The organism is Enterovibrio sp. FF113 (assembly GCF_041439165.1).
Taxonomy (GTDB): Bacteria; Pseudomonadota; Gammaproteobacteria; order Enterobacterales; family Vibrionaceae; genus Enterovibrio; species Enterovibrio norvegicus_A.
Map to the genome: position 1 here is coordinate 13,095 of NZ_JBGONO010000027.1, position 21,191 is coordinate 34,285.

General features: G+C 49.0%; 21 protein-coding genes. 8 read left to right on the forward strand and 13 right to left on the reverse strand.

All coding sequences use genetic code 11. The annotated features are described in order from the left end of the window. The first annotated feature begins 19 nt into the window (after window positions 1-19). Entirely contained in the window at window positions 20-778 is a 759-nt protein-coding gene (nudC, locus tag ACED36_RS18700; protein WP_016960648.1) for an NAD(+) diphosphatase, read from the forward strand. A gap of 99 nt (window positions 779-877) precedes the next feature. Here the strand turns inward: nudC and ACED36_RS18705 are convergent, their stop codons facing one another. The 4 genes from ACED36_RS18705 to ACED36_RS18720 are packed head-to-tail and all read right to left on the reverse strand — an operon-like array spanning window position 878 to window position 5,051. Further along, window positions 878-1,990, reverse strand: a complete 1,113-nt coding sequence (locus tag ACED36_RS18705; protein WP_016960649.1) for an acetoin dehydrogenase dihydrolipoyllysine-residue acetyltransferase subunit — start codon at window positions 1,988-1,990, stop codon at window positions 878-880. Beyond that, the gene (locus tag ACED36_RS18710; protein WP_016960650.1) at window positions 1,987-3,000 is read right to left on the reverse strand and encodes an alpha-ketoacid dehydrogenase subunit beta; all 1,014 of its coding nucleotides are present in this window, start codon (window positions 2,998-3,000) and stop codon (window positions 1,987-1,989) included. The genes ACED36_RS18705 and ACED36_RS18710 overlap by 4 nt, the downstream gene beginning before the upstream one ends. A gap of 19 nt (window positions 3,001-3,019) precedes the next feature. After that, window positions 3,020-4,003, reverse strand: coding sequence for a thiamine pyrophosphate-dependent enzyme (locus ACED36_RS18715; protein ID WP_035008715.1), 984 nt, complete (start codon window positions 4,001-4,003; stop codon window positions 3,020-3,022). After that, complete coding sequence (locus ACED36_RS18720; RefSeq protein ID WP_026024004.1) at window positions 3,996-5,051, reverse strand: ATP-NAD kinase family protein; 1,056 nt, start codon at window positions 5,049-5,051, stop codon at window positions 3,996-3,998. Before ACED36_RS18720 ends, ACED36_RS18715 begins: the two co-directional genes overlap by 8 nt. 308 nt (window positions 5,052-5,359) lie before the next feature. Here ACED36_RS18720 and ACED36_RS18725 point away from each other — a divergent pair, with 308 nt between their 5' ends. Together ACED36_RS18725 and hemE are read left to right on the forward strand one after the other, a co-directional pair. Further along, window positions 5,360-7,309, forward strand: a complete 1,950-nt coding sequence (locus ACED36_RS18725; RefSeq protein ID WP_016960653.1) for a sigma-54-dependent Fis family transcriptional regulator — start codon at window positions 5,360-5,362, stop codon at window positions 7,307-7,309. Window positions 7,310-7,532: 223 nt separating this feature from the next. Then, a complete protein-coding gene (gene hemE / locus ACED36_RS18730) occupies window positions 7,533-8,597 on the forward strand; it encodes a uroporphyrinogen decarboxylase (protein ID WP_016960654.1) in 1,065 nt (354 codons plus the stop codon). 410 nt (window positions 8,598-9,007) lie between these two features. Here hemE and ACED36_RS18735 read toward each other — a convergent pair whose 3' ends face one another. Together ACED36_RS18735 and ACED36_RS18740 are read right to left on the reverse strand one after the other, a co-directional pair. After that, window positions 9,008-9,592 carry a uracil-DNA glycosylase family protein gene (locus ACED36_RS18735; RefSeq protein WP_016960655.1) on the reverse strand — a complete coding sequence of 195 codons (585 nt, stop codon included), beginning with the start codon at window positions 9,590-9,592 and terminating at the stop codon, window positions 9,008-9,010. Beyond that, window positions 9,592-10,497: a D-2-hydroxyacid dehydrogenase gene (locus tag ACED36_RS18740; RefSeq protein ID WP_016960656.1), complete on the reverse strand. Its 906-nt coding sequence runs from the start codon at window positions 10,495-10,497 to the stop codon at window positions 9,592-9,594. Before ACED36_RS18740 ends, ACED36_RS18735 begins: the two co-directional genes overlap by 1 nt. 93 nt (window positions 10,498-10,590) lie before the next feature. Here ACED36_RS18740 and ACED36_RS18745 point away from each other — a divergent pair, with 93 nt between their 5' ends. Further along, the gene (locus ACED36_RS18745; protein ID WP_016960657.1) at window positions 10,591-11,178 is read left to right on the forward strand and encodes a YjaG family protein; all 588 of its coding nucleotides are present in this window, start codon (window positions 10,591-10,593) and stop codon (window positions 11,176-11,178) included. Between the two features lie 65 nt (window positions 11,179-11,243). On the opposite strand, the gene ACED36_RS18750 is transcribed toward ACED36_RS18745, so the two are convergent. Then, window positions 11,244-12,425 (reverse strand): hemolysin family protein, encoded by a 1,182-nt coding sequence (locus ACED36_RS18750; RefSeq protein WP_017007153.1) that lies wholly within the window; start codon window positions 12,423-12,425, stop codon window positions 11,244-11,246. A gap of 236 nt (window positions 12,426-12,661) precedes the next feature. Here ACED36_RS18750 and hupA point away from each other — a divergent pair, with 236 nt between their 5' ends. Together hupA and ACED36_RS18760 are read left to right on the forward strand one after the other, a co-directional pair. Continuing rightward, on the forward strand, window positions 12,662-12,934 hold the full coding sequence (gene hupA, locus ACED36_RS18755; RefSeq protein ID WP_002542017.1) for a nucleoid-associated protein HU-alpha: 273 nt from the start codon (window positions 12,662-12,664) through the stop codon (window positions 12,932-12,934). Window positions 12,935-12,976: 42 nt separating this feature from the next. Beyond that, a complete protein-coding gene (locus ACED36_RS18760; protein ID WP_371733677.1) occupies window positions 12,977-13,657 on the forward strand; it encodes a DUF1481 domain-containing protein in 681 nt (226 codons plus the stop codon). Between the two features lie 113 nt (window positions 13,658-13,770). Here the strand turns inward: ACED36_RS18760 and purD are convergent, their stop codons facing one another. Next, window positions 13,771-15,060 (reverse strand): phosphoribosylamine--glycine ligase, encoded by a 1,290-nt coding sequence (gene purD, locus ACED36_RS18765; protein WP_016960660.1) that lies wholly within the window; start codon window positions 15,058-15,060, stop codon window positions 13,771-13,773. 51 nt (window positions 15,061-15,111) lie between these two features. After that, window positions 15,112-16,704: a bifunctional phosphoribosylaminoimidazolecarboxamide formyltransferase/IMP cyclohydrolase gene (purH, locus tag ACED36_RS18770; RefSeq protein WP_016960661.1), complete on the reverse strand. Its 1,593-nt coding sequence runs from the start codon at window positions 16,702-16,704 to the stop codon at window positions 15,112-15,114. A 181-nt stretch (window positions 16,705-16,885) separates the two neighbouring features. On the opposite strand from purH, the gene zntR reads away from it, so the two are divergent. After that, window positions 16,886-17,299 (forward strand): Zn(2+)-responsive transcriptional regulator, encoded by a 414-nt coding sequence (zntR, locus tag ACED36_RS18775; RefSeq protein ID WP_016960662.1) that lies wholly within the window; start codon window positions 16,886-16,888, stop codon window positions 17,297-17,299. Between the two features lie 52 nt (window positions 17,300-17,351). On the opposite strand, the gene tpx is transcribed toward zntR, so the two are convergent. Then, the gene (gene tpx, locus ACED36_RS18780) at window positions 17,352-17,852 is read right to left on the reverse strand and encodes a thiol peroxidase (protein WP_371733680.1); all 501 of its coding nucleotides are present in this window, start codon (window positions 17,850-17,852) and stop codon (window positions 17,352-17,354) included. Between the two features lie 202 nt (window positions 17,853-18,054). Here tpx and ACED36_RS18785 point away from each other — a divergent pair, with 202 nt between their 5' ends. Then, window positions 18,055-18,333 (forward strand): pyrimidine/purine nucleoside phosphorylase, encoded by a 279-nt coding sequence (locus ACED36_RS18785; RefSeq protein WP_016960664.1) that lies wholly within the window; start codon window positions 18,055-18,057, stop codon window positions 18,331-18,333. An 81-nt stretch (window positions 18,334-18,414) separates the two neighbouring features. On the opposite strand, the gene ACED36_RS18790 is transcribed toward ACED36_RS18785, so the two are convergent. From ACED36_RS18790 to dusB, 3 genes are all read right to left on the reverse strand, one after another. Then, a complete protein-coding gene (locus tag ACED36_RS18790) occupies window positions 18,415-19,593 on the reverse strand; it encodes a glycosyltransferase family 4 protein (protein WP_016960665.1) in 1,179 nt (392 codons plus the stop codon). A gap of 186 nt (window positions 19,594-19,779) precedes the next feature. Next, window positions 19,780-20,076 (reverse strand): DNA-binding transcriptional regulator Fis, encoded by a 297-nt coding sequence (gene fis / locus ACED36_RS18795; protein ID WP_002542007.1) that lies wholly within the window; start codon window positions 20,074-20,076, stop codon window positions 19,780-19,782. Window positions 20,077-20,099: 23 nt separating this feature from the next. Continuing rightward, entirely contained in the window at window positions 20,100-21,065 is a 966-nt protein-coding gene (gene dusB, locus ACED36_RS18800; protein ID WP_035008716.1) for a tRNA dihydrouridine synthase DusB, read from the reverse strand. Window positions 21,066-21,191 lie beyond the last annotated feature (126 nt).

The window sequence follows — 21,191 nt, forward strand, 5'->3', positions numbered from 1 at the left end:
CAAGGATCTAAACTGCGTTATGTCTGACCAAAATGATCTTGTGTATCTGTGTTGTGCAAACGACGGAAAGTTATGGTTACCTGATCACAGCTTGCCGTTAATCACCATATCCAAGCTTGAGAAAATGGCAGTATCTAGCTATGTCATCGGTACGTTTGACGGAAGAGAAGTCCACTTTACGGTGGATAGTCACGCTTTTTCTTCTGATGAGTTCGACAGCCTTCGTTGCCAACTGCATCTGAGTCCAGCTTTGTTTAATATGGCGGGGCGAGCGATACAGCTCGACTATATGTGTCATTCTCAGGGATTTTGCTGCAAATGCGGAGGCGTTAATCACTTTGATGCTGCGCACCCTGCCATGGTCTGTGATCAGTGCCATACGGTACATTATCCGCGTATATCACCCTGTGTGATTGTTGCTGTTAGGCGTGGCGGTGAAATTTTGCTAGCACAACATCCTCGCCATAAAAACGGCATGTACACAGTGATAGCGGGGTTTGTTGAAGCCGGTGAAACGCTAGAGCAATGTGTGGCACGCGAAGTCAAAGAGGAAACCGGCATAGAGGTGGCGAACATTCGCTACTTTGATAGCCAACCTTGGGCGTTCCCTTCGAATTTAATGATGGGCTTTGTGGCTGACTATGCGACAGGCGATATTAATCCAGATTATGAAGAACTGACGGACGCGAGTTGGTTTGACGTAGATGCACTACCGCTGGTGGCACCGGAAGGGACAATCGCACGTCGGCTGATTGAAGAAGTAAGAGCTCTTCGTTAATCAATAGATGAAGCTTTCGATGTCAGCTGGATGGCATTGCTGACAATAAGGGATGCTAAGCATCCCTTATTTGATCGGCGCTCGCTGATTAACAGGCGCTTATTGATTGGCGCTGTGCGCCAAAATTATCGTATTAACCTCATTGGCTTTCTCCATTTGCACCATGTGTCCAGCATTCTCAAGAACATGACACTCAGCATCCGGCAAAGTATTGGCATCCGATGCAGGGATCACCGCATCTTTGTCCCCCCATATCACCAGTGTTGGTAATGGCAGGGATAGAGAAGCAGCGTGCTGTTGGATGTGAGAGGGGAATAACTCGTTAGCAAGGTAAGCCAATGCCGTATTAACGCCATCTAAGCGTTTATATTTGAGTACATCGTCAACCAAGCTGCGTGTCACCAAACGACTGTCAGCAAATAGCAATTGGAGCACAGGCTTGAGCTCACGACGATTGTTAGCATCAATAAAGCCTTGTATGTAATCGCCATTGATCGTTTTCCCAAGTCCCGCGCTCGCAATCATGGTCAGTGACTGCACTTTTTCTGGGTGCTGTCTTGCTATCTCACTACAGATGAAGCCCCCCATTGAATGTCCGACCAAATGTGTTTTAGGTACATTAAGCCGATCAAGCAAGTCCACAACCGTTTGCGTGAGATCGGCTAAGGTTAATGCGAAATTCGGTATCACGGATTGACCATGAGCAGGCAAATCGAGCGCTATCACGGGCGCGACGTTGCTGAGTGCATCGATATTGAATAGCCAGTTATCGAGATCACCACCAAAACCGTGGATTAACATGAAGGGCGTGCCTTCTGCATCTTGATTTAGGTAGGTGTAACGAATTTTGCCTATCGCGGTGTCAGTAAAGGCATAGGCTGATGCTTGCTCTTGCGCGTCTTCATCGTTGGTATCTGGTTGAACAAACGTCGCAACGTAGTCATCGATTTCAGACTCCGATACCTCTTCGGGTGCAAGTACCCCTAACAGGGCTTGTACCGAATATACATCGCCTTCTTGTGCCACTTTGCGTCGAAACAAGCCCGGATCTGGCGCTTCTACTTCACTCGCGATTTTATCCGTTTCGACATCCATGATGATTTGTCCAACCTCGATGGTATCGCCTTCGTTGACATGCCATTCCGTGAGTGTGCCTTCCTTCATTGAAAGCCCCCATTTGGGCATGACGAGCGCAACTATCTTTGAACTCATGATTGTCCTCCAGCGATGGTATTCACTGCGTCGACAATCGCGTCTACTGATGGAATGAACGCGTCCTCCAAGCTAGGTGAAAAAGGGACAGGCGTGTGCGGAGCGGTGACCATGCGAATAGGCGCTTTAAGGTGTGAAAATGCAGCCTGAGCGACTTGCGCCGAAATATCGGCAGCGATGGAGCAGCGTGGGTGGGCTTCATCAATGCAAACCAATCTCCCCGTGTTTTCGACACTTTCCAATACGGTATCAAGATCTAATGGGGACAGCGTACGCAAGTCTATGACTTCACATTGAATGCCTGACGTGGCTAACTGTTCGGCAGCACTGAGCGCCCGATTCACCATTTGTCCGTATGTCACTAAGGTGACATCACCGCCTTCGCGAATGACATTGGCTTCACCAAAAGGTATGGCATAACTCGTCTCTGGTACGTCGCACTCGGTGGCATACAGGTTTTTGTGTTCAAGGAAGATAACGGGATCGTTGTCTCGAATAGCTTGGATGAGTAAGCCCTTCGTGTCATAGGCATTGGATGGGCAAACGACTTTCAATCCTGGAATGTGGGTAAACAACGGTGTCAGCATTTGACTGTGTTGTCCGGCAGCACGAAACCCGGCACCGCACATAGCACGGATAACCACTGGGGTTTCGGCTTTACCACCAAACATATAGCGAAATTTCGCTGCCTGATTAAATATCTGGTCGAAACACACACCCATAAAATCAATAAACATCAGTTCTGCGATGGGGCGTAAACCACAGGTTGCCGCACCAATGGCGGCCCCCACGTAGGCGCTTTCAGATAAAGGGGTGTCAATAAGTTGGTTAGGGTGTTTGGCATACAGCCCTTTCGTAACACCCAATACGCCGCCCCACGCATCATCTTCTCCGGGAGCGCCGGTTCCACCAACGATGTCTTCACCCATCATAAAGACGGTGGGATCTCGGCTCATTTCCTGATCAATGGCTTCATTGATGGCATCTTTCATCGATAATTGTCTGGCCATAATATTGTCCTTCCTTGAATTAGTAGCTGACGTAAACATCATTCAGCAGGGCTGACGGGGCAGGTGAGGGTGCGGCAATGGCTGCTTGTACCGCATCTTCAATGAGCGCTTTGACTTCTTGATCGATTTGGTCGAATTCGCGGGTGGCGATAAGCCCACTTTCTTCCACGCGATGGCGAAGAATTTTCAAGCAATCTTTGTTGCCGCGGATATCTTCCACTTCGCCGTCTGCGCGATAAGTCTGTGCATCGCCTTCGAAGTGACCGAAAAATCGCACCATTTTGCACTCCAAAAGTGACGGTCCACCACCTTGTCGTGCTCGTCTGATCACTTCACCTGCAGCTTCATAAACCGCAAAAAAGTCCGTGCCATCCACCGTCATGCCGGGTAAGCCAAACCCTGTCGCACGGTCGACATAGGAATCGCAGGAAACCGCCCATTCCGCGGCTGTGGACTCGGCATAGCCATTGTTTTCCACGACGAAAATAACGGGCAGCTCCCAAACAGCGGCAAGGTTTAAGCTTTCTAAAAAGGTTCCTTGGTTGGAGGCTCCATCTCCCGTGAAGCTAATTCCCACACCGGTATGGCCCAGCTGTTTGGCAGCTAAGGCCGCGCCACAAACTAATGGAGAGCCTGCCCCTAAAATGCCATTGGCGCCCATCATGCCTTTGGATAAATCAGCAATGTGCATTGAGCCACCTTTGCCACAGCAAGCTCCCGTTTGCTTGCCGTAGATCTCCGCCATCATGGCGTGAACATCCACACCTTTGGCGATGCAGTGTCCGTGACCTCGGTGTGTTGAGGCGATACGGTCGTTGTTATTGAGATGCATCATAATGCCGACTGCGGTGGCTTCTTCTCCCGCATACAAGTGCACAAAGCCGGGGATATCTCCGCGAGCAAAGTCCACATGTAAGCGTTCTTCAAAATCGCGGATGGTTTTCATCATTTTGTACGCTTCAAGCAGTTGCTTACGCGATAGTGGGAAGGGATTGTCACTCATGGTGTTCTCCTTGTGAGGTTGATACGGGCTTGTGCCCGTCACGTTGAATAAAAAGGCCATGTCGTGCAGCAAAAGCCATGCATTGCTCGACATCAATGGTGTGAAAGGCATCTAGATGTAAGGTGATACTCACGGAATCGGATGCGCTAAAAGGCAGCTCTCGTTCGCCATCCAATGCGAGAGAACCCGATGTTGTGGATAGTGAAAGCGTGGCGTTTGGCGACAATGTGTCGACCGATTGGATGGGTAGCTTTGCCATTAACCCCGGTGCCAATGGAGCAGACAGCGAAAAAGCAGCAGGCGTGTTGTGTGCAAAGCGAACGTGTAAACCGATAGGTTGATCGCGGGACACCGGATTGAGCAGGCCAGCGATAGAGGACAAACCAATGCCATCTGTCCGCCCGAATGTGACGAACAATTCTCGCAGGCTCTCAGCCCGCCAAACGGCGAGTGCACCAGTAAATTGCTCGCGTACCACTGCGACATCAACCAATGCGATATCTCGACGTTCGTTCACGCGTACTTCAAGCAATTTGTTACCACGAAAAGCAAGTGACGCCGGGATTTTTCCGCTGATCGCAAGGCCTGTTGCTAACCCTGTGATAGTCGGTTCTTGCAGGGGAGGAAATGCATTGTTAGTGCCGCTGGATACGCCAGCGATCGGGATATTCCCGCACTCACGGACGACTAAACGGTGTGTACCGTCTCCGCCCAGCACCACAATGGCTGATACATCTTGTTGTCGCATTAAATGCGCAGCACAGACCGTGTCTTGCGCGGTTCCTGTGATGGGCATATCAAGCCAGCTAAGCGTTGGAAAACGGGTGTGGTCAGCGTATTGGGCTTGTTTTAAGCCGCGTTGAATATGTACGCCTAACCCCGCCCGCTCCGGCATCATGACAACGTTATCGATGCCAGCGTGATGAAGCCCCGCCAATATCCGTAGCACCATATTGGCACGGTCAGTAATTTGTAGGTTGGCCGCATGCGCGATGATTCGGCGAATGTCGCGAGCGGAAACGGGGTTAGCAATGATGCCCACAGTCATTGGGTTGGCCACAAGACTCTCGTCATGCAAAGAATGATGAAATGCATAATCCAAGAAACATGCCATACGGGAAGGTCTGTATAAGTCGCTGTATTTAGATGTAATAGATGATTGCTGGTGGATTGAGGTGTGGATGAGCGGTGTGGCGTGTGCAACAGGTGTGGCATGTTGAATTGGCGAGTTGTACCAAAAATTCAACGGTGTCTTGGAGTCGCGAGGCCAAGAAAGTTGAAGGCAGAACGTTGAGGGAGTACGGCGAATTTTTTTGAATGAGGTTCATACTTTCAAAGAGTGAAAGGAGTCGTCTCATGGCAGTCGTTAATCAGGTCAATGATCATATTAAAGAAGTTCAGAGTGTTGCAGAGGGTATTGCTAGCGCTCGGGATACGGTGATAGCGCAATCATGGCAGCGTTGTGTGTCGGATTACCAGCTTGATCCATTGATATTGCAAGAAGCCTATATCGTTCCTCATGCAGAGTTAAAGCTGCATCAGGAGCGTCTCGACAAATTGTTGCGCACTGCCCGGTATGGGTTAGACGAACTGTATCGTCAGATTGCTCAGCATGGATACGTCTTGCTACTGACCGATGCTGAAGGCGTAACAGTAGATTACCAAGGTGATGCATCATTGACATGGGAGCTTCAAAAATCGGGTTTGTACTTAGGCGCGGAATGGTCAGAACAAAGGGCGGGTACTTGTGGCGTGGGTTCATGCATTTATACGGGTGAAGCCATTACCGTTCATCAAACCGATCATTTTGATGCTACGCATGCGCCGCTTTCCTGTACGGCAGCACCTATTTATGACGTTGATGGTTCGCTTGCTGCGGTGTTAGATATTTCTGCACTGAAAAGTCCTGAGCTCAAAGCCAGTCAGGCATTGGCGCTGAGTCTTGTCCAGTCATGTACGCGCCGCATCGAAATGGCCGCGTTAATGAACACGTTTCGGCGTGAATGGATTGTGCGACTTAGCCAGTCGCCAGCGTTTCTTGATGTAGATCCTGAATGCGCTGTTGCGGTCAATAGCGGTGGGGAGATCATTGGTATGACACACAGTGCTCAACGACTGCTGGCACGAGTAAAAGGCTCGCACTGGCAGCACACATCGGCGCTATTGGGTTCGAAGATTTCGGAATACTTCGATATTGAAATCAATGAACTACCTACCCTTAGTCGCGCGTTACCGAGCGAAGAGAGATTGATCAGCACCTGTACGGGAGAGCTGTGGTTTGCTCATGCATTAGCGCCTCAGCAACCGCCAATCGGACATCATAAGCGTCGTATTGTTAGCGAATCGCTCGCCAAACTTTATTGCGGTGATGCTGCAATGGGAGTATTAGCGCAAAAGGCGTCTCAGCTGGCGATGTCGCCATTGCCCTTGCTCCTTCAGGGAGAAACCGGATGTGGTAAAGAGTATCTGGCACGCGCTGTTCATGAAACCAGTCCGCAGCGCAAAGGTCATTTTGTCGCCATCAATTGTGCTGCTATTCCTGAGTCATTGATTGAAAGTGAATTGTTTGGCTATGCAGAGGGCGCGTTTACTGGCGCAAGAGGAAAAGGGAAAAAGGGACTGATTGAGCGCGCCAGCGGGGGCACGCTGTTTTTAGATGAAATTGGAGATATGCCACTCGCACTGCAAGCAAGGTTGTTGAGAGTGTTAGCTGAAAATGAAGTGCTTCCTGTTGGCGCCACAAAGGCTATTCCAGTGACGCTTCGTGTATTAGCGGCCACTCATCAGGATTTGACGCAGTTGGTGAAAAGCGGTCGTTTTCGTGAAGATTTGTTCTACCGAATCAGTGGTGCTCGGCTGAGTATTCCGCCGCTACGAGCGCGAGATGATATTGTTTGGTTGAGCACCAAGTTGATTGAAAAATCAGCACCAAAACCGGTCATGATCAGTAATTCAGCACAAAGCATGCTTCTCCGTCATTTGTGGCCAGGAAACATTCGAGAGTTGGACAACGCTGTGCGCTTTGCACTCGCGTTTTGTTCGGGGAGTGAGATTTTCCCCGAACACTTACCGGAGGATGTTCGTCAGGGGGGGAGTAAAGCATCCGCTATGGCGGGCAAAACAAACTCAACGGGTATAGGGTGTCACGAAGACGATATATTGACTGTGTTACAAGCGTGCGAATGGAATATATCTGAAAGCGCTCGCGTTCTTGGCGTCGACCGTTCAACGGTGCATCGACGCATAAAAAAAGCCGGACTATCACGTCATTACACCAATCAAACCTACGAAAGCGTACCCAAATAGGCAAAAAAAACCCGCCGTAGGGGGCGGGAGTAAGATGCGATATTTATGGGTACTGTCTGTCAGACTTTTTGTTATTAGAAGCAAATTTTTAACATGTGTTTAAACCTTCGGCAAATATCCTGCATCCTTGGAGATAATATTTATGATCGCCTCCACAAAGGGCAGCTTTTGTTGCTCGGAGAGGGTGATACAATAGCGCCACTCAACTTTCAGGATGTGAACAATGACAGAACTAAAGAATGATCGCTATTTGCGCGCTCTGTTGAAAGAGCCGGTCGATTACACGCCGGTATGGATGATGCGTCAGGCTGGCCGTTATTTGCCAGAGTACAAGGCGACGCGTGCGGAAGCTGGCGACTTTATGTCATTGTGTAAAAATGCAGAACTGGCGTGTGAAGTTACTCTGCAACCGTTGCGTCGCTTCCCTCTTGATGCTGCTATTCTATTTTCAGACATTTTGACTATCCCAGATGCAATGGGACTTGGTTTGTACTTTGAGACCGGTGAAGGTCCAAAGTTTGAACGCCCAATTACCTGCAAAGCTGATGTCGAAAAAATCGGTCTTCCTGATCCGGAAGGTGAACTGCAATATGTAATGAATGCAGTACGTGCTTGTCGAAAAGGGTTGAACGGTGATGTGCCATTGATCGGTTTCTCTGGAAGCCCATGGACACTGGCCACCTACATGGTCGAAGGCGGCAGCTCGAAAGCCTTCACCAAAATCAAAAAGATGATGTACGCCGATCCTCAAACGCTGCACTTGCTTTTGGATAAGCTGGCGGACAGTGTGATTGAGTACCTTAACGCGCAGATCAAAGCGGGTGCCCAATCTGTGATGGTCTTTGATACATGGGGTGGTGTTCTGACACCGCGTGACTATAACGATTTCTCGCTGCAGTACATGCACAAAATCGTTGATGGCCTGATCCGTGAAAACGATGGTCGGCGTGTGCCTGTTACCTTGTTTACCAAAAATGGTGGCATGTGGCTGGAGAAAATCGCAGCAACTGGCTGTGATGGCGTGGGTCTGGACTGGACCATTGATATCGCGGAAGCCAAGCGTCGCATTGGTGACAAAGTGGCGCTGCAAGGCAATATGGATCCTTCCATGCTGTATGCATCACCTGAGCGTATTCGCCAAGAAGTGGCAACTATTTTGGAAGGGTTTGGTGGCGGTACGGGTCACGTGTTTAACCTTGGTCACGGTATTCACCTCGATGTTCCACCAGAAAACGCGGGTGTGTTTGTCGAAGCGGTGCACGATCTTTCAAAGCAATATCACAAGTAATCGATTATCACGCATCAGCTCGATGATATTGAAAATGGCCAGCGTTGACGCTGGCCATTTTTTTATTTCTCGCCACATGAATCGCCGCACATATGTCATCGTGTACAAGGTTCACTGGGGAAATTCCTCGATAAGCTGCACAGGGAGAAAATAATATTTTAATTCAAGGTCTTAGTGGCTATCGCTGTTTTGGCTTGAAAAATTAGAAACCAAAAAGCAGATCGTTTAGCCTAAAGCTGTACATTGCATTTTATTTTGTATGTTGAATAAAATGTCTGCAGAGGGCTGTTTATAGGTTCGCTAGGGAAATTACTAACAAAGCTGTACGCGATGATAAAGTCCAATAAATTCAATTAATTAAACTCATCATGTGTTGGTGGTGAATATTCGGATCAGGGAAAAGGTGTAAATTAATCAAAAAGCTGATCCATACGATTTTGCAGATTGGGCAGAATCGTTTCCTCAAACCAAGGGTTCTTTTTCAGCCACAGGTTATTGCGGGGGGAAGGGTGAGGAAGCGCAATAAAGTCCGGAGCCCATTGTGGGTTGGCTTGCACGGTTTGGGTCAAGGTTCTTGGTTTTGGGCTGAGATAACGGCGTTGAGCGTAGTCGCCAATCAGAAGCGTTAGCGAAACATGAGGTAAATACTGCCTGATCGCATCATGCCACTTTGGCGCGCACTCAGGTCGAGGTGGCAGATCGCCAGACGTGCCGCGCCCTGGATAACAAAACCCCATTGGCATAATTGCGATTTGAGTGGGATCGTAAAACACGGTTTTATCTATTTTCAACCAATCTCGCAGACGATCGCCGCTAGGGTCGTTCCACGGTATGCCCGTTTCATGCACGCGAGTTCCCGGCGCTTGCCCAATAATCAATAGCTTTGCTGCTGATGCTGCCTGAACAACGGGGCGTGGTCCAAGGGGTAAATGCTCCGCGCATTGCGTGCATTGTTTTACCTCATCCAGCAGCATGGTCAATGGGATATCTTTCATTAATAGCCCAAATCAAAATCAACCGTGTACTGAAGCGCACTCCCTTGATGCCAGCGTTGATAGTTATCCGCAAAAATCGCGAAGACTTGGTCGGGAAAACTGATGGCAGAGATATGCGGTGTCACCGTAATGTCAGGGTGCGTCCAAAAAGGATGGGTGCTGTCTAGCGGCTCATTGGCAAAAACATCCAACACGGCATGACGAATATGTTTGTGTTCTATCGCGTCTATTAGCGCACTTTCTTCCAATACGGGACCACGCCCAACATTGAATAATATTGCCCCATTGCACGCAGACAGCGTTGGATGGCTGAGCAGTCCTTTTGTTTCTGGCGTAGAAGGAAGGGTGGAAACCACCACGTCAGCGTCTGACAATTGGGAGGTTAGCTGTGCGGTCGTGACCACGGTATCAAAGGAAGTGGCAAGCTTGCCGCTTCTACTGACACCTGTGACTTGCATACCGAAGTGTTTAGCGGTTGCGGCAACGTGTGCACCAATGGAGCCTGTACCCAGTATCACCATCTTTCTGTTGATTAGGCTTTGGTAAGGCAGCACTGACCACTGCTTTTGTGATTGTGCATCGCGATAGTGTGCAAGATGACGGGTGAGGGTTAATAGTTGACCGAACACATATTCCGACATGAGTGGACCAAATATCCCCCGCACATTGGTCAGCAGATAATCCCGTTTATTTTGTGCTAATAACGCATCACAGCCTGCATAGGTGGATTGTAGCCATTCGAGGTTCTGGGCTTTTTCTATTTGCTGGGCGAGCTTAGGTGGGTCTGCCAAGACAATATTGGCGTCTTCTATTTTTGATGTGACAGCCAGGTCGGGCAGATCGGCTTGCTCGATCAAAGAGAGATAAAGCTTCTGGTATTCAGAGCAGAGGTAAAGTTGGTTCAAATCTGTTCCTTTTTCTACTTGGGTATATAAAGTAAACTTAGCCCACATTCCTTTTCGGCCAGCTCATGCTGTGCCATAAGTAGACGGCAGACCATGTTACAGAACCCGATCCAGCTGCGACTCGAAAAACTCGAACCTTGGCAGCATATCACTTTTATGGCGGCGCTGGTGGAGCGCATGTATCCCAATTATGCGGCGTTTTGCCAGCAAACGGACTTTGCTGAACCGCAGGCTTTTCGTAGTTTGCTGGATGCAGTGTGGGAAATCCTGACCGTAAAAGCGGCCAAGATAAACTTCGAAAACCAGCTTGAAAAACTGGAAGAGCTGATCCCGGGTATGGATGATCATGATATTTATCTGACTTACCCCGCCATTGATGTGTGCGTAGCCATGTCGACTTTGATTCATACCTTGCTGGATCGTGATTTGATGTTGGAATCCGTGCTCAAAGTGAGCCAGCTGTCAGTGTCCGGTGTCGCGCAATTGGAAGAAGCGCAAACGGGTGTTGAAGTGACCAATGCCAACCAAAAAGAAATTGAGTCAGTCTGTGACGAGTGGGATGTGCAGTGGGCTATTTTCCGTGCATTGAAAGAAGCAGACGAGCGTGACGTTGAGATGATTCGCGGTATTCGTAACGAAATTCGTGAAGACGGTATCAGCAACCTCGGTTTGTCACTGTAACAGCAATAAAAAAACGGGCCAGCGGCCCGTTTTTTATTTAGCGATAATTGTTACCACTGTAATGCTTACCGAGATGGCTTATCGCCATCTTTTTTTGTATCAGAGTTATCCGATGGTGAATGGTCTGCATCGGCAGCACTTTCAGTACCCACGGTGACTTTGCTAGACGCAGACGCTTTTTTCTCGTCTTCTGCATCGTCATCTTTGCTTTCAATCACACCATGCGTTTCTTTCCAGTCTGCCCAGCGCTCATGAGCAAGCTCTTGCATGTTGGTGGTGGTATCTGCTTCATCGACAATATCTTTGCCCATCAAGTGCTCAAAAATGTCTTCCAGCGTGATGATGCCTTGCACGTCACCGTATTCATCAACAATCAACGCCAGCTGCGAACGCTGTGCCATTAAGCGGTCAAACGCTTTCGGTACATGCGTTGAATCGTGAACCACAGGAATAGGGCGCATTAAGCTTCCCAGTGGTTGCTGACCTTTGCCGTGTTGGCCAGCTGAGAACAGTTCCAAGCGGTGAACAAAGCCCATGATGTTGTCGCGCTGCTCAACGTAGACCAAAGGGCGAGAAAATGGCGTATCGTGATGTTCACGCAAGAACTCTTCGATCGTCATTTTGGCGTCGACGCGGAAGAGTACCGGACGCGGCGTCATCAGTTTGGTGACGGGTACGTCACGCAGTGCCAGCAAGTTGGTCAGCATGGTGGACTCATCATCCTCCAGTTCGCCGTTCTCTTTTGCCAGCAAGGCCATCGCTGAGATTTCATCACGCAGCTTTGGTTGTTCTTTACCGCGCGATAAGCGACGCGTCAGTTGCTCTGAAGCCCATACAATAGGAGTCAGCGCCCATACCATCCAGCGTAGGACAGTGGCTGCTTTGGGTGCCATTTGGCGCCAATAGGTTGCACCAATGGTTTTCGGTACGATTTCTGACAGCAATAGAATTGCCAATGTCAGCACGGCGGAAAATACACCTAACCATGCATCACCGAATACTTTTGTCGCTTGTGCGCCTGAGGCGGCAGCGCCGACGGTGTGGGCAATCGTATTGAGCGTTAGGATAGAGGCTAGTGGGCGATCAATGTCGTCTTTGAGTACTTGCAGACGAGCGGCAGCAGGATGACCTTGTTGTCGCATCTGGGCTAGGTAACTGGGAGTGATACTCAAAAGTACAGCTTCGAGTACAGAACAAATAAATGAGACACCAATGGACAGTGCCACATACATCATAAGCAGGATCATTATTTTCCAGCGTAATAGTAATAAAACAGGATTAAAGTAGCGTCAAAGATCGGGTCTTAGCGCAGTAAATACAAGTGTTCGGATAGGAATATACCCAATATTTTGTGAGGATGCGCTCAGTTTGTGGTTAAAGACTCTGCAGACAGTCACTTGTAGCGCTACAAACCTTTGCCAGTCGGGCTTCTTTTGAATTAGAGTTGCCTTGTCTCAAGAAAATCTAAAGAAGGGAAGACCTAATGAACAAGACCAACTTGATCGACCTGATTGCTGAGAAAGCAGACTTGTCTAAAGCACAAGCAAAAGCAGCACTTGAAGCAACGCTAGCAGGCATCGAAGGTGCACTGAAAGACGGTGACCAGGTTCAACTGATCGGTTTCGGTACGTTTAAAGTTAATCACCGTGCAGCGCGCACTGGTCGTAACCCACAAACTGGCCAAGAAATCCAAATTGCTGCAGCAAACGTTCCTGCGTTTGTAGCGGGCAAAGCGCTTAAAGACGCTGTGAAGTAAGTTATACTCCGCCAAAGCATTCTCATGTTTTGGCGGATATTTATGCGTTCAGCAGTAACACCTCTCGTTTCATTTCTTATTCTCTCTTTGGCGGGCTGCAGCTCGACTGAGAGTGCAAAGCCTCCTGTACAAACTCAAACCGCAATGATTCAAGGTGATGCGACCAGTATTTATTGGTTGGATGAACGCTTGGGATTTCCAGAAACCTTGTCAGAACGTATTTTGATGGGCGATTACGGCCAATACAGCACCGAATATCGCTGGCGCAAGGGTATTGTCCGTGAAATTCAGCGTGATGGCGAAGTCTTGATTGACGGTAAATTAACGCAACAGTCTTTTTTGATTCGCTATGACTCTGAAGGTCAGGCTGTCTATCAACAGAATCGTCTAGATGGCGATATGCGGCCATTGCGCACGACGGACCTTGTACGTTACTACCAGCAAGCCGAACAGGCGCTGAGTCAAGCCAGAGAGCTAAATAAAAGCGGCCATCAGTTTTTTCAAGGGTATTGGAGTAAAGGCATTTTGGAAGAGTGCTTTACTGACGAGGAGAAAGCGCTGTCGTTCAACGCTGCTGTGCCAAGCTTCATTTTGCAGCGACTCAACCAAGAAGATAATTTTATTGCCGCGATGGGCAAAGTTGGACGTAAAATGAATACGGTTGATGCCATTATCGCGCTGGACAATGACAGCGCTGATTGCATCGAGCGCCCCGATTTATAGCGGACTGACGTTTAGCGCCTGATTGACAGGTTGCCTGGGGTATCGTTCAAACGGCAAGGCATAAAAAAACGCGCTCAAAGGCGCGTTTTTGTGTTTTAAACGATGGTTTCGGATTATTGGTTTTGCTCGCGAGCAATTGCTCGGTAACCAATGTCATCACGGTGGAACATGCCGTCCCAGCTAATTTGTGATGCCAGTGCATAAGCACGCTGCTGTGCCTCAGACACGGTTTCACCCATTGCCGTGGCACACAGTACGCGACCACCCGCGGTCACCACATTACCGTCTTTCTCTGCGGTGCCTGCATGGAAGACTTTCGCCGCATCCAATTCTTCTGTTGGCAAACCTGAGATCACGTCACCGTTGTTGTATGACGCTGGGTAGCCTCCCGCAGCCAGTACCACACCGATAGATGCTCGTGGGTCCCATTTAGACTCAACAGTATCAAGTTTACCTGCAATCGCTGCTTGGCAAAGCTCAACCAAATCGGACTGCAGACGCACCATCATTGGCTGGGTTTCAGGGTCACCAAAGCGACAGTTGTATTCAATCACTTTTGGCGTGCCGTCGGCCATGATCATCAGGCCCGCGTATAAGAAGCCCGTGTAGTCATTGCCTTCGGCTGCCATGCCGCGCACGGTTGGGAAGATGACGTCGTTCATTACACGATCGTGGATCTCTGCAGTAACAACGGGTGCTGGACTGTAAGCGCCCATGCCGCCGGTATTTGGACCCGTATCGCCGTTACCCACACGCTTGTGATCTTGGCTGGTGGCCATTGGCAGGACGTTTTTGCCGTCTACCATCACGATGAAGCTCGCTTCCTCACCATCGAGGAATTCTTCTACCACCACGCGGTGACCCGCTTCCCCAAATGCATTACCTGCCAGCATGTCACGGATAGCGGTTTCAGCTTCTTCCAATGTCATGGCAACAATCACGCCTTTACCTGCTGCGAGGCCGTCAGCTTTGACAACAATGGGAGCGCCTTTCTCACGGACATAGGCAAGAGCAGGCTCAATTTCAGTGAAGTTTTGATATTCAGCTGTTGGGATCTGATGGCGAGCAAGGAAATCTTTGGTGAAGGCTTTTGAACCTTCTAGTTGTGCAGCCGCGGCGGTTGGGCCAAAAATTGGCAACTCTTCTGCACGGAATGCATCAACCACGCCGATCACCAATGGTCCTTCAGGACCTACGATGGTTAGGCCGATATTTTTGTCTTTTGCAAACGCAATGAGTGCTGGAATGTCTTCAACGCCAATGGCGACGTTCTCAAGCTTTGGCTCCAATGCTGTGCCAGCGTTGCCGGGCGCAACAAACACAGTACCTACATGAGCTGATTGCGCCGCTTTCCACGCAAGCGCGTGCTCGCGGCCACCGTTGCCAATTACCAATACGTCCATTTTCAATCCTTGTATAACATCAGCCCGGCAGAACCGGGCCGTTGAAAAATATTAGTGACGGAAGTGGCGCATGCCAGTGAATACCATCGCCATGCCGTGCTCATCTGCAGCAGCAATAACTTCGTCATCACGCATTGAGCCGCCAGGCTGAATCACGCAGGTAATCCCGGCTTCTGCGGCTGCATCAATGCCATCGCGGAACGGGAAGAAAGCATCAGATGCCATGACACTGCCTGCTACTTCGAGGTTCTCGTCAGCGGCTTTAATACTCGCAATTTTTGCTGAGTAAACGCGGCTCATTTGGCCTGCACCCACACCGATGGTCATGTTGCCTTTGGCGTAAACAATCGCGTTAGATTTCACGTATTTCGCTACTTTCCAGCAGAACAAGGCATCACGCAACTCTTCTTCAGAAGGTTGGCGTTTTGATACGACCGTCAGATCACCAGACGACACCATGCCTTGGTCACGATCTTGAACCAGCAGACCGCCATTCACACGCTTAACGTCAAAGCCAGTGGTCTGTGTGCTCCAAGCTCCACATACCAGCAAGCGCAAGTTTTTCTTGGTGCTTATTACATCAGCCGCTGCTTGTGACACGCTTGGTGCAATGATGACTTCTACAAACTGACGGTCAACAATTGCTTGTGCGGTTTCAGCATCCAGTTCACGGTTAAACGCAATAATGCCGCCAAATGCCGATGTTGGGTCAGTTTTGTAAGCACGGTCGTAGGCTTCTAGCAGGTTATCACCCAGTGCTACACCGCATGGGTTTGCGTGTTTAACGATAACGCATGCTGGCTCAACAAATTCTTTCACACACTCAAGTGCTGCATCTGTGTCTGCGATATTGTTGTAAGACAGTGCTTTGCCTTGAAGCTGAGTCGCAGTAGACACTGACGCTTCTTCTGGGGTGGCTTCGGTGTAGAAAGCGGCTGCTTGGTGGCTATTCTCGCCGTAGCGCATGTCTTGTTTTTTGATGAACTGCTGATTGAAGGTGCGTGGGAATTTCGATTCCTCATCACCTTCTTTGTTGTCACCATAAGAAGGAACCATGGTGCCGAAGTAGTTGGCGATCATGCCGTCATAGGCTGCCGTGTGTTCAAAAGCAGAAATGGCCAAATCGAAACGGGTGTTGAGCGTTAGAGAGCCGTCATTCGATGACATTTCTGCCAGAACGCGGTCGTAATCAGACGCATTAACCACGATGGCGACATCTTTGTGATTCTTCGCCGCTGAGCGAACCATCGTCGGGCCACCGATATCGATGTTTTCTACCGCATCTTCCAGCGTGCAACCTTCTTTTGCGACAGTTTCTGCAAATGGGTAAAGATTGACGACAACCATGTCGATAGGTGCAATATCATGTGTTTCCATGATGGCGTCATCGGTATCGCGACGGCCAAGAATGCCACCGTGAACTTTCGGGTGCAGCGTTTTAACACGACCATCCATCATTTCTGGAAAACCGGTGTAATCTGACACTTCAGTGACGTTTAGACCTTGCTCTGCCAGTAGGCGAGCGGTACCGCCGGTCGATAGAATATCGACGCCTTTTTGTGAGAGAGTTTTGGCAAATTCAACAATGCCAGTTTTATCAGATACGCTAATCAATGCGCGACGAATAGGGCGAGCGTTTTCCATTGCTACCATCTCTTTAACTGTGGGGATAGGATATTTGGGAAAATGTCTGTATGAAAGCTACTTTGCCAAACACCCGATATACGGCAGAACGTTGAGTGATTCGGCGCACATTCTAACCTAAATAACAGACGCAATCGATTGCTTTTGTGGTTTTGTCACAAAAATGCGTAGAGGTGAATAAATGAAGATGTTGCAGATAGGCCAGCTTGCTAAGCAGGCTGGGGTTTCCGGCGATACGTTGCGCTTTTACGAAAAAGTTGGGCTATTAAAACCGACATCAAGAAGCGAGAGCGGATACCGTCTCTACAATGAAGATGCGCTCTCACGTGTTCATTTTATTATGAAAGCGAAGCGTTTGGGGCTAACCCTAGACGACATTCAGGAAATGCTCGAAATCCGACTAGAAGCCAGTCAGCACAGTTGCGCGGAAGTGAAAGGCATTACGCAAAAGAAGCTGGATGAAATTGACCAAAAAATTGCAGAACTCACCCAAATTCGCGTCGCATTGAAGAAAATTAACGATGCATGTTGTGGTCATGCTGATGACAATGCGAGTCATTGCTCGATTCTGGGGGCACTAGAAACGAACGTATAATTGAATTAAATCCGTATAAGGAAGCCGCGCCTCCTTATACGGTAAGTGTACGTTACGCCAAAGCAGCCAGCGCAGCATCATAGTCAGGTTCGTTGGTTACTTCGTCAACCAACTCGACATGTTTCACCACGCCACCTTCGTTGATAACCACAACAGCGCGAGCAGCAAGCCCGACCATTGGCCCCGCCGCTAAGGCAACGCCGTAGTCCGTGGTAAAGGTTGGACTGCGGAAAATTGAGGCGTGCTGAACATTATTCAGTCCTTCCAACTCGCAAAAACGACTTGCTGCAAAAGGGAGGTCGGCCGACACACACACCACTTTGGTATTGTTCAAGGACGCCGCTTTTTCATTGAAAGCACGCACGCTATTTGCGCATGTCGGAGTATCAATGCTTGGGAAAATATTCAATACCACTTTATTGCCACGTAGGCTTTCGAGTGTCAGATCAGATAAGTCTTGTGCCGCTAATGTAAAGCCTGGAGCTGGGGCTCCGATCTGCGGTAAATCGCCTGCCAGAGGGATGGGTTGTCCTTGAAAATGAATTTGTGACATCTTGCTCTCCTTGATGGATGAAATGGTTATCGTGTTAAGCCTGGCACAAAATCTGCCGCTATTTGTGTATGAAAAACGCAATACGCCGCAACTCTTCATGCGGACCAATTTGGGTCAAAAAATAGTGTTAGTGAAGCTTAGGAGAGTGTGATAGCGTCAAGGCAACGAAAAGGATAAACAGTTTCAATGGATAAGGATTGAGATGTTAAAGGTTAACGAATATTTCGATGGGCATGTAAAGTCGATTGGATTTGAGAACAAAGGCCCAGTCAGTATGGGTGTGATGGAAGTTGGTGAATACACCTTCGGTACTGCAGCGCCAGAACGTATGACTGTTGTGAAAGGTGAGCTTACGGTAAAACTTCCGGGTCGCATTGAATGGGAAACCTACGGCGCGGGTGACAGCTTTGAAGTACCAGGCGAGTCATCATTTCAGGTTCAAATCACGCAAACATCAGCTTACTTGTGTGAATACCTGTAATCTCGACATTATTTCAATAAAAAAGCGCCTTTTAGGCGCTTTTTTATTGGCTGTGATTTGAGGGTATTAACGTCAGGTCGATCATCTTTTTGGCGATGATAACCTCGCTGCTCCATCCAGATATATCGCTTCAAGCTTGTCTGCATGACCTTGCATGGAAAAGTGCTGAAACGCGCGATGATAGGCATTGGTCGCATTGGTTTCGCGCTGCGCATCATCGTCCAGGTAGTATCTCAGTCCATCCGCAATAGACGCTGCATCCTGAGGCGTGCAGTACACACCCGTCTCTTCCAGAATCTCTGGCAGTGCACCAGTGTTTGACACCACTAGCGCACAATGCTGCGCCATGGCTTCAATCGCCGTCAGCCCAAATGCTTCATTCCAGTAAGGCAGACATACTATCTGAATCTCTTCTAGCAGCGTCGGTACGTTTTTGCGATAGCCTGCAAGGTGAATGCGATCAGAGAAAGCAGAGGCATGGGCTTGTTCCTGCAATAGTTTCGAGAAGGCTTCATCGGCACCTTCATCAGGGTTCAGGCCGCCAATTAAAACCAAATGCGCATTCGGGTAATCATTCGCCATTAACTCGAACCCTGCCAGCAGATCGGTTTGTCCTTTCCCATCGCAGATACGGCCTACCGAACCAATAAATAGGGTGTCATGTGAAAGGCCATACTCGTCAGCCAACAAGTGCGGTCGGGTTGCCTCTTCAAAGGTTTTCTCTTCGATGTAAGTGCCAAGCCAAAGGCGCTCTATTTTGCACTCAGCTACTGGTAAGGCTTTGATGTTGCGCTGATACGTTTCGTTACTGATAGAAAGCACCTGATCGACATGCTGATACACCCAGCGGTGATAGATGTCTTTCTTCGGACGTTTGACGCCCATGTGCTCAGTGAACACGGTGTAGCGACGGGTCAATCGGCTCAAAAGCGCGGAGATCAGGATATCGCCCGACTTATGACAATGCACAATTTGGACGTTGTTGGCTTTGAGCCACTTGTTGAGCGCAAAGAGTGTTGGGCCGAATAGGGAGGATTTTTTCGGTACGGTGAACACATCCATGCCTGCGTCTTTCATTGCATTAGCAACACGGGAGTTCTCAGATGCCAGCCCAAACACACGATAGCCTTTGTCGATAAACTCTTTACCCATGCGGGCAGGATACATTTCGAGGCCACCCCAACCAGTGGAAAGACAGATATGTAAGATACCCGGCTTGTTCTGTGTGGCAGTGTTGTTTGAGGCATCAGCCTGACCCATGTTTATCTCCTGAAAAAACTTTCGCTAGATGCGAATAAAACAGCAAAGTCAGCAGGGAGTATATAACGAAGGCGAAGTGAGGTGCAGTGTGAGTGTCGCTTGAGGGTATTGTTTGTTGGGGATAAAAACGCAAAAGCCAGACTTTGCAGTCTGGCTTCTACTGAAAACCGTTAAGTTAGCTGAACCTTAGTTCATGCCATACTTTTTCAGTTTCTTACGCAGAGTACCGCGGTTGATACCCATCATGGTTGCAGCGCGGGTTTGGTTACCGCGAGTGTATTGCATGATGGTGTCCAGCAGTGGTTGCTCAACTTCTGCCAGTACCAGCTCGTACAGGTCATTGACTTCCTGGCCATTCAACTGCGCTAGGTAGTTTTTCAGGGAGGCTTTTACTGAGTCACGCAGTGGCTTCTGGGTGATTTGATCTTGTGAAGTCACAGTAGTCACTGTCAATGCTTCTGAAGTCAGGTTTTGTTCGAACATACTCTGTCAGCTCTTCTCGTATTTTATGCAACGTTTACGAAATAATCTTGCAGCGCATCGATCTGCTGGTGGGCATCTTCGATTGCGTTGAAAGTCCGGCGAAAATCGCCAATCAGATCATGTTCTTTCAGGTACCACCCCACGTGTTTACGTGCGATACGTAGCCCTTTGAGATCACCATAAAACTGGTGAAGCTCTTGAACATGACCCAACAAAATTGCTTCGACCTCTTCCATCGGCGGAGCAGCAAGCTCTTCACCGGTGGCAAGGTAGTGTTGGATTTCTCTAAAAATCCAAGGACGCCCTTGTGCAGAGCGACCAATCATTAAGGCATCTACACCTGTGTATTCCAGCACTTGTTTGGCTTTCTGAGGGGAATCGATATCTCCGTTGGCGATAACGGGGATGGATATTGCCTCTTTGACCGCTCTTATGCTGTCGTACTCAGCCTCTCCTTTGTACATGCAAGCGCGTGTTCGACCGTGGAGGGCCAATGCTTGTATGCCGCAATCTTCGGCCATTCTGGCAATCTGGAGACAATTTTTGTTCTCCGGATCCCATCCTGTCCGTGTTTTCAGTGTGACGGGAACGTCAACTGCAGACACGACTGCTTTCAGGATTTGCTCAATGATGTCAGGTCGGGTCAGCAATGCTGAACCGGCCAGTTTCTTATTGACCTTTTTTGCCGGGCAACCCATGTTGATATCGACGATTTGAGCGCCATTCTCAACACAGTAACGCGCGGCATCTGCCATCAATGCTGGTTCAGCACCAGCAATTTGAACAGAACGGATCCCCTTTTCATCGAGATGAACCATCCGGTTTTTCGATTTGGCTGTGTGCCACATCGCCGGATTGGAAGACATCATTTCGCTAACCGCCATGCCAGCGCCGTGGCGCAAACAGAGTTCGCGGAATGGCCTATCCGTTACACCAGCCATGGGTGCGACGATAAGTGTGTTTTCCAGCTTGTACGGTCCGATCTGCAAGGTAGTATCTTCAATGTCAGCAAGGGCGCGCATTTTACGCATTTTTTCCCAGTCTGAAAAGGCCAATATTTGAGCGTTCTGTATTGATTTTCTAAAAAGCCAGTGAATTCAAATTTTTAGTATAAA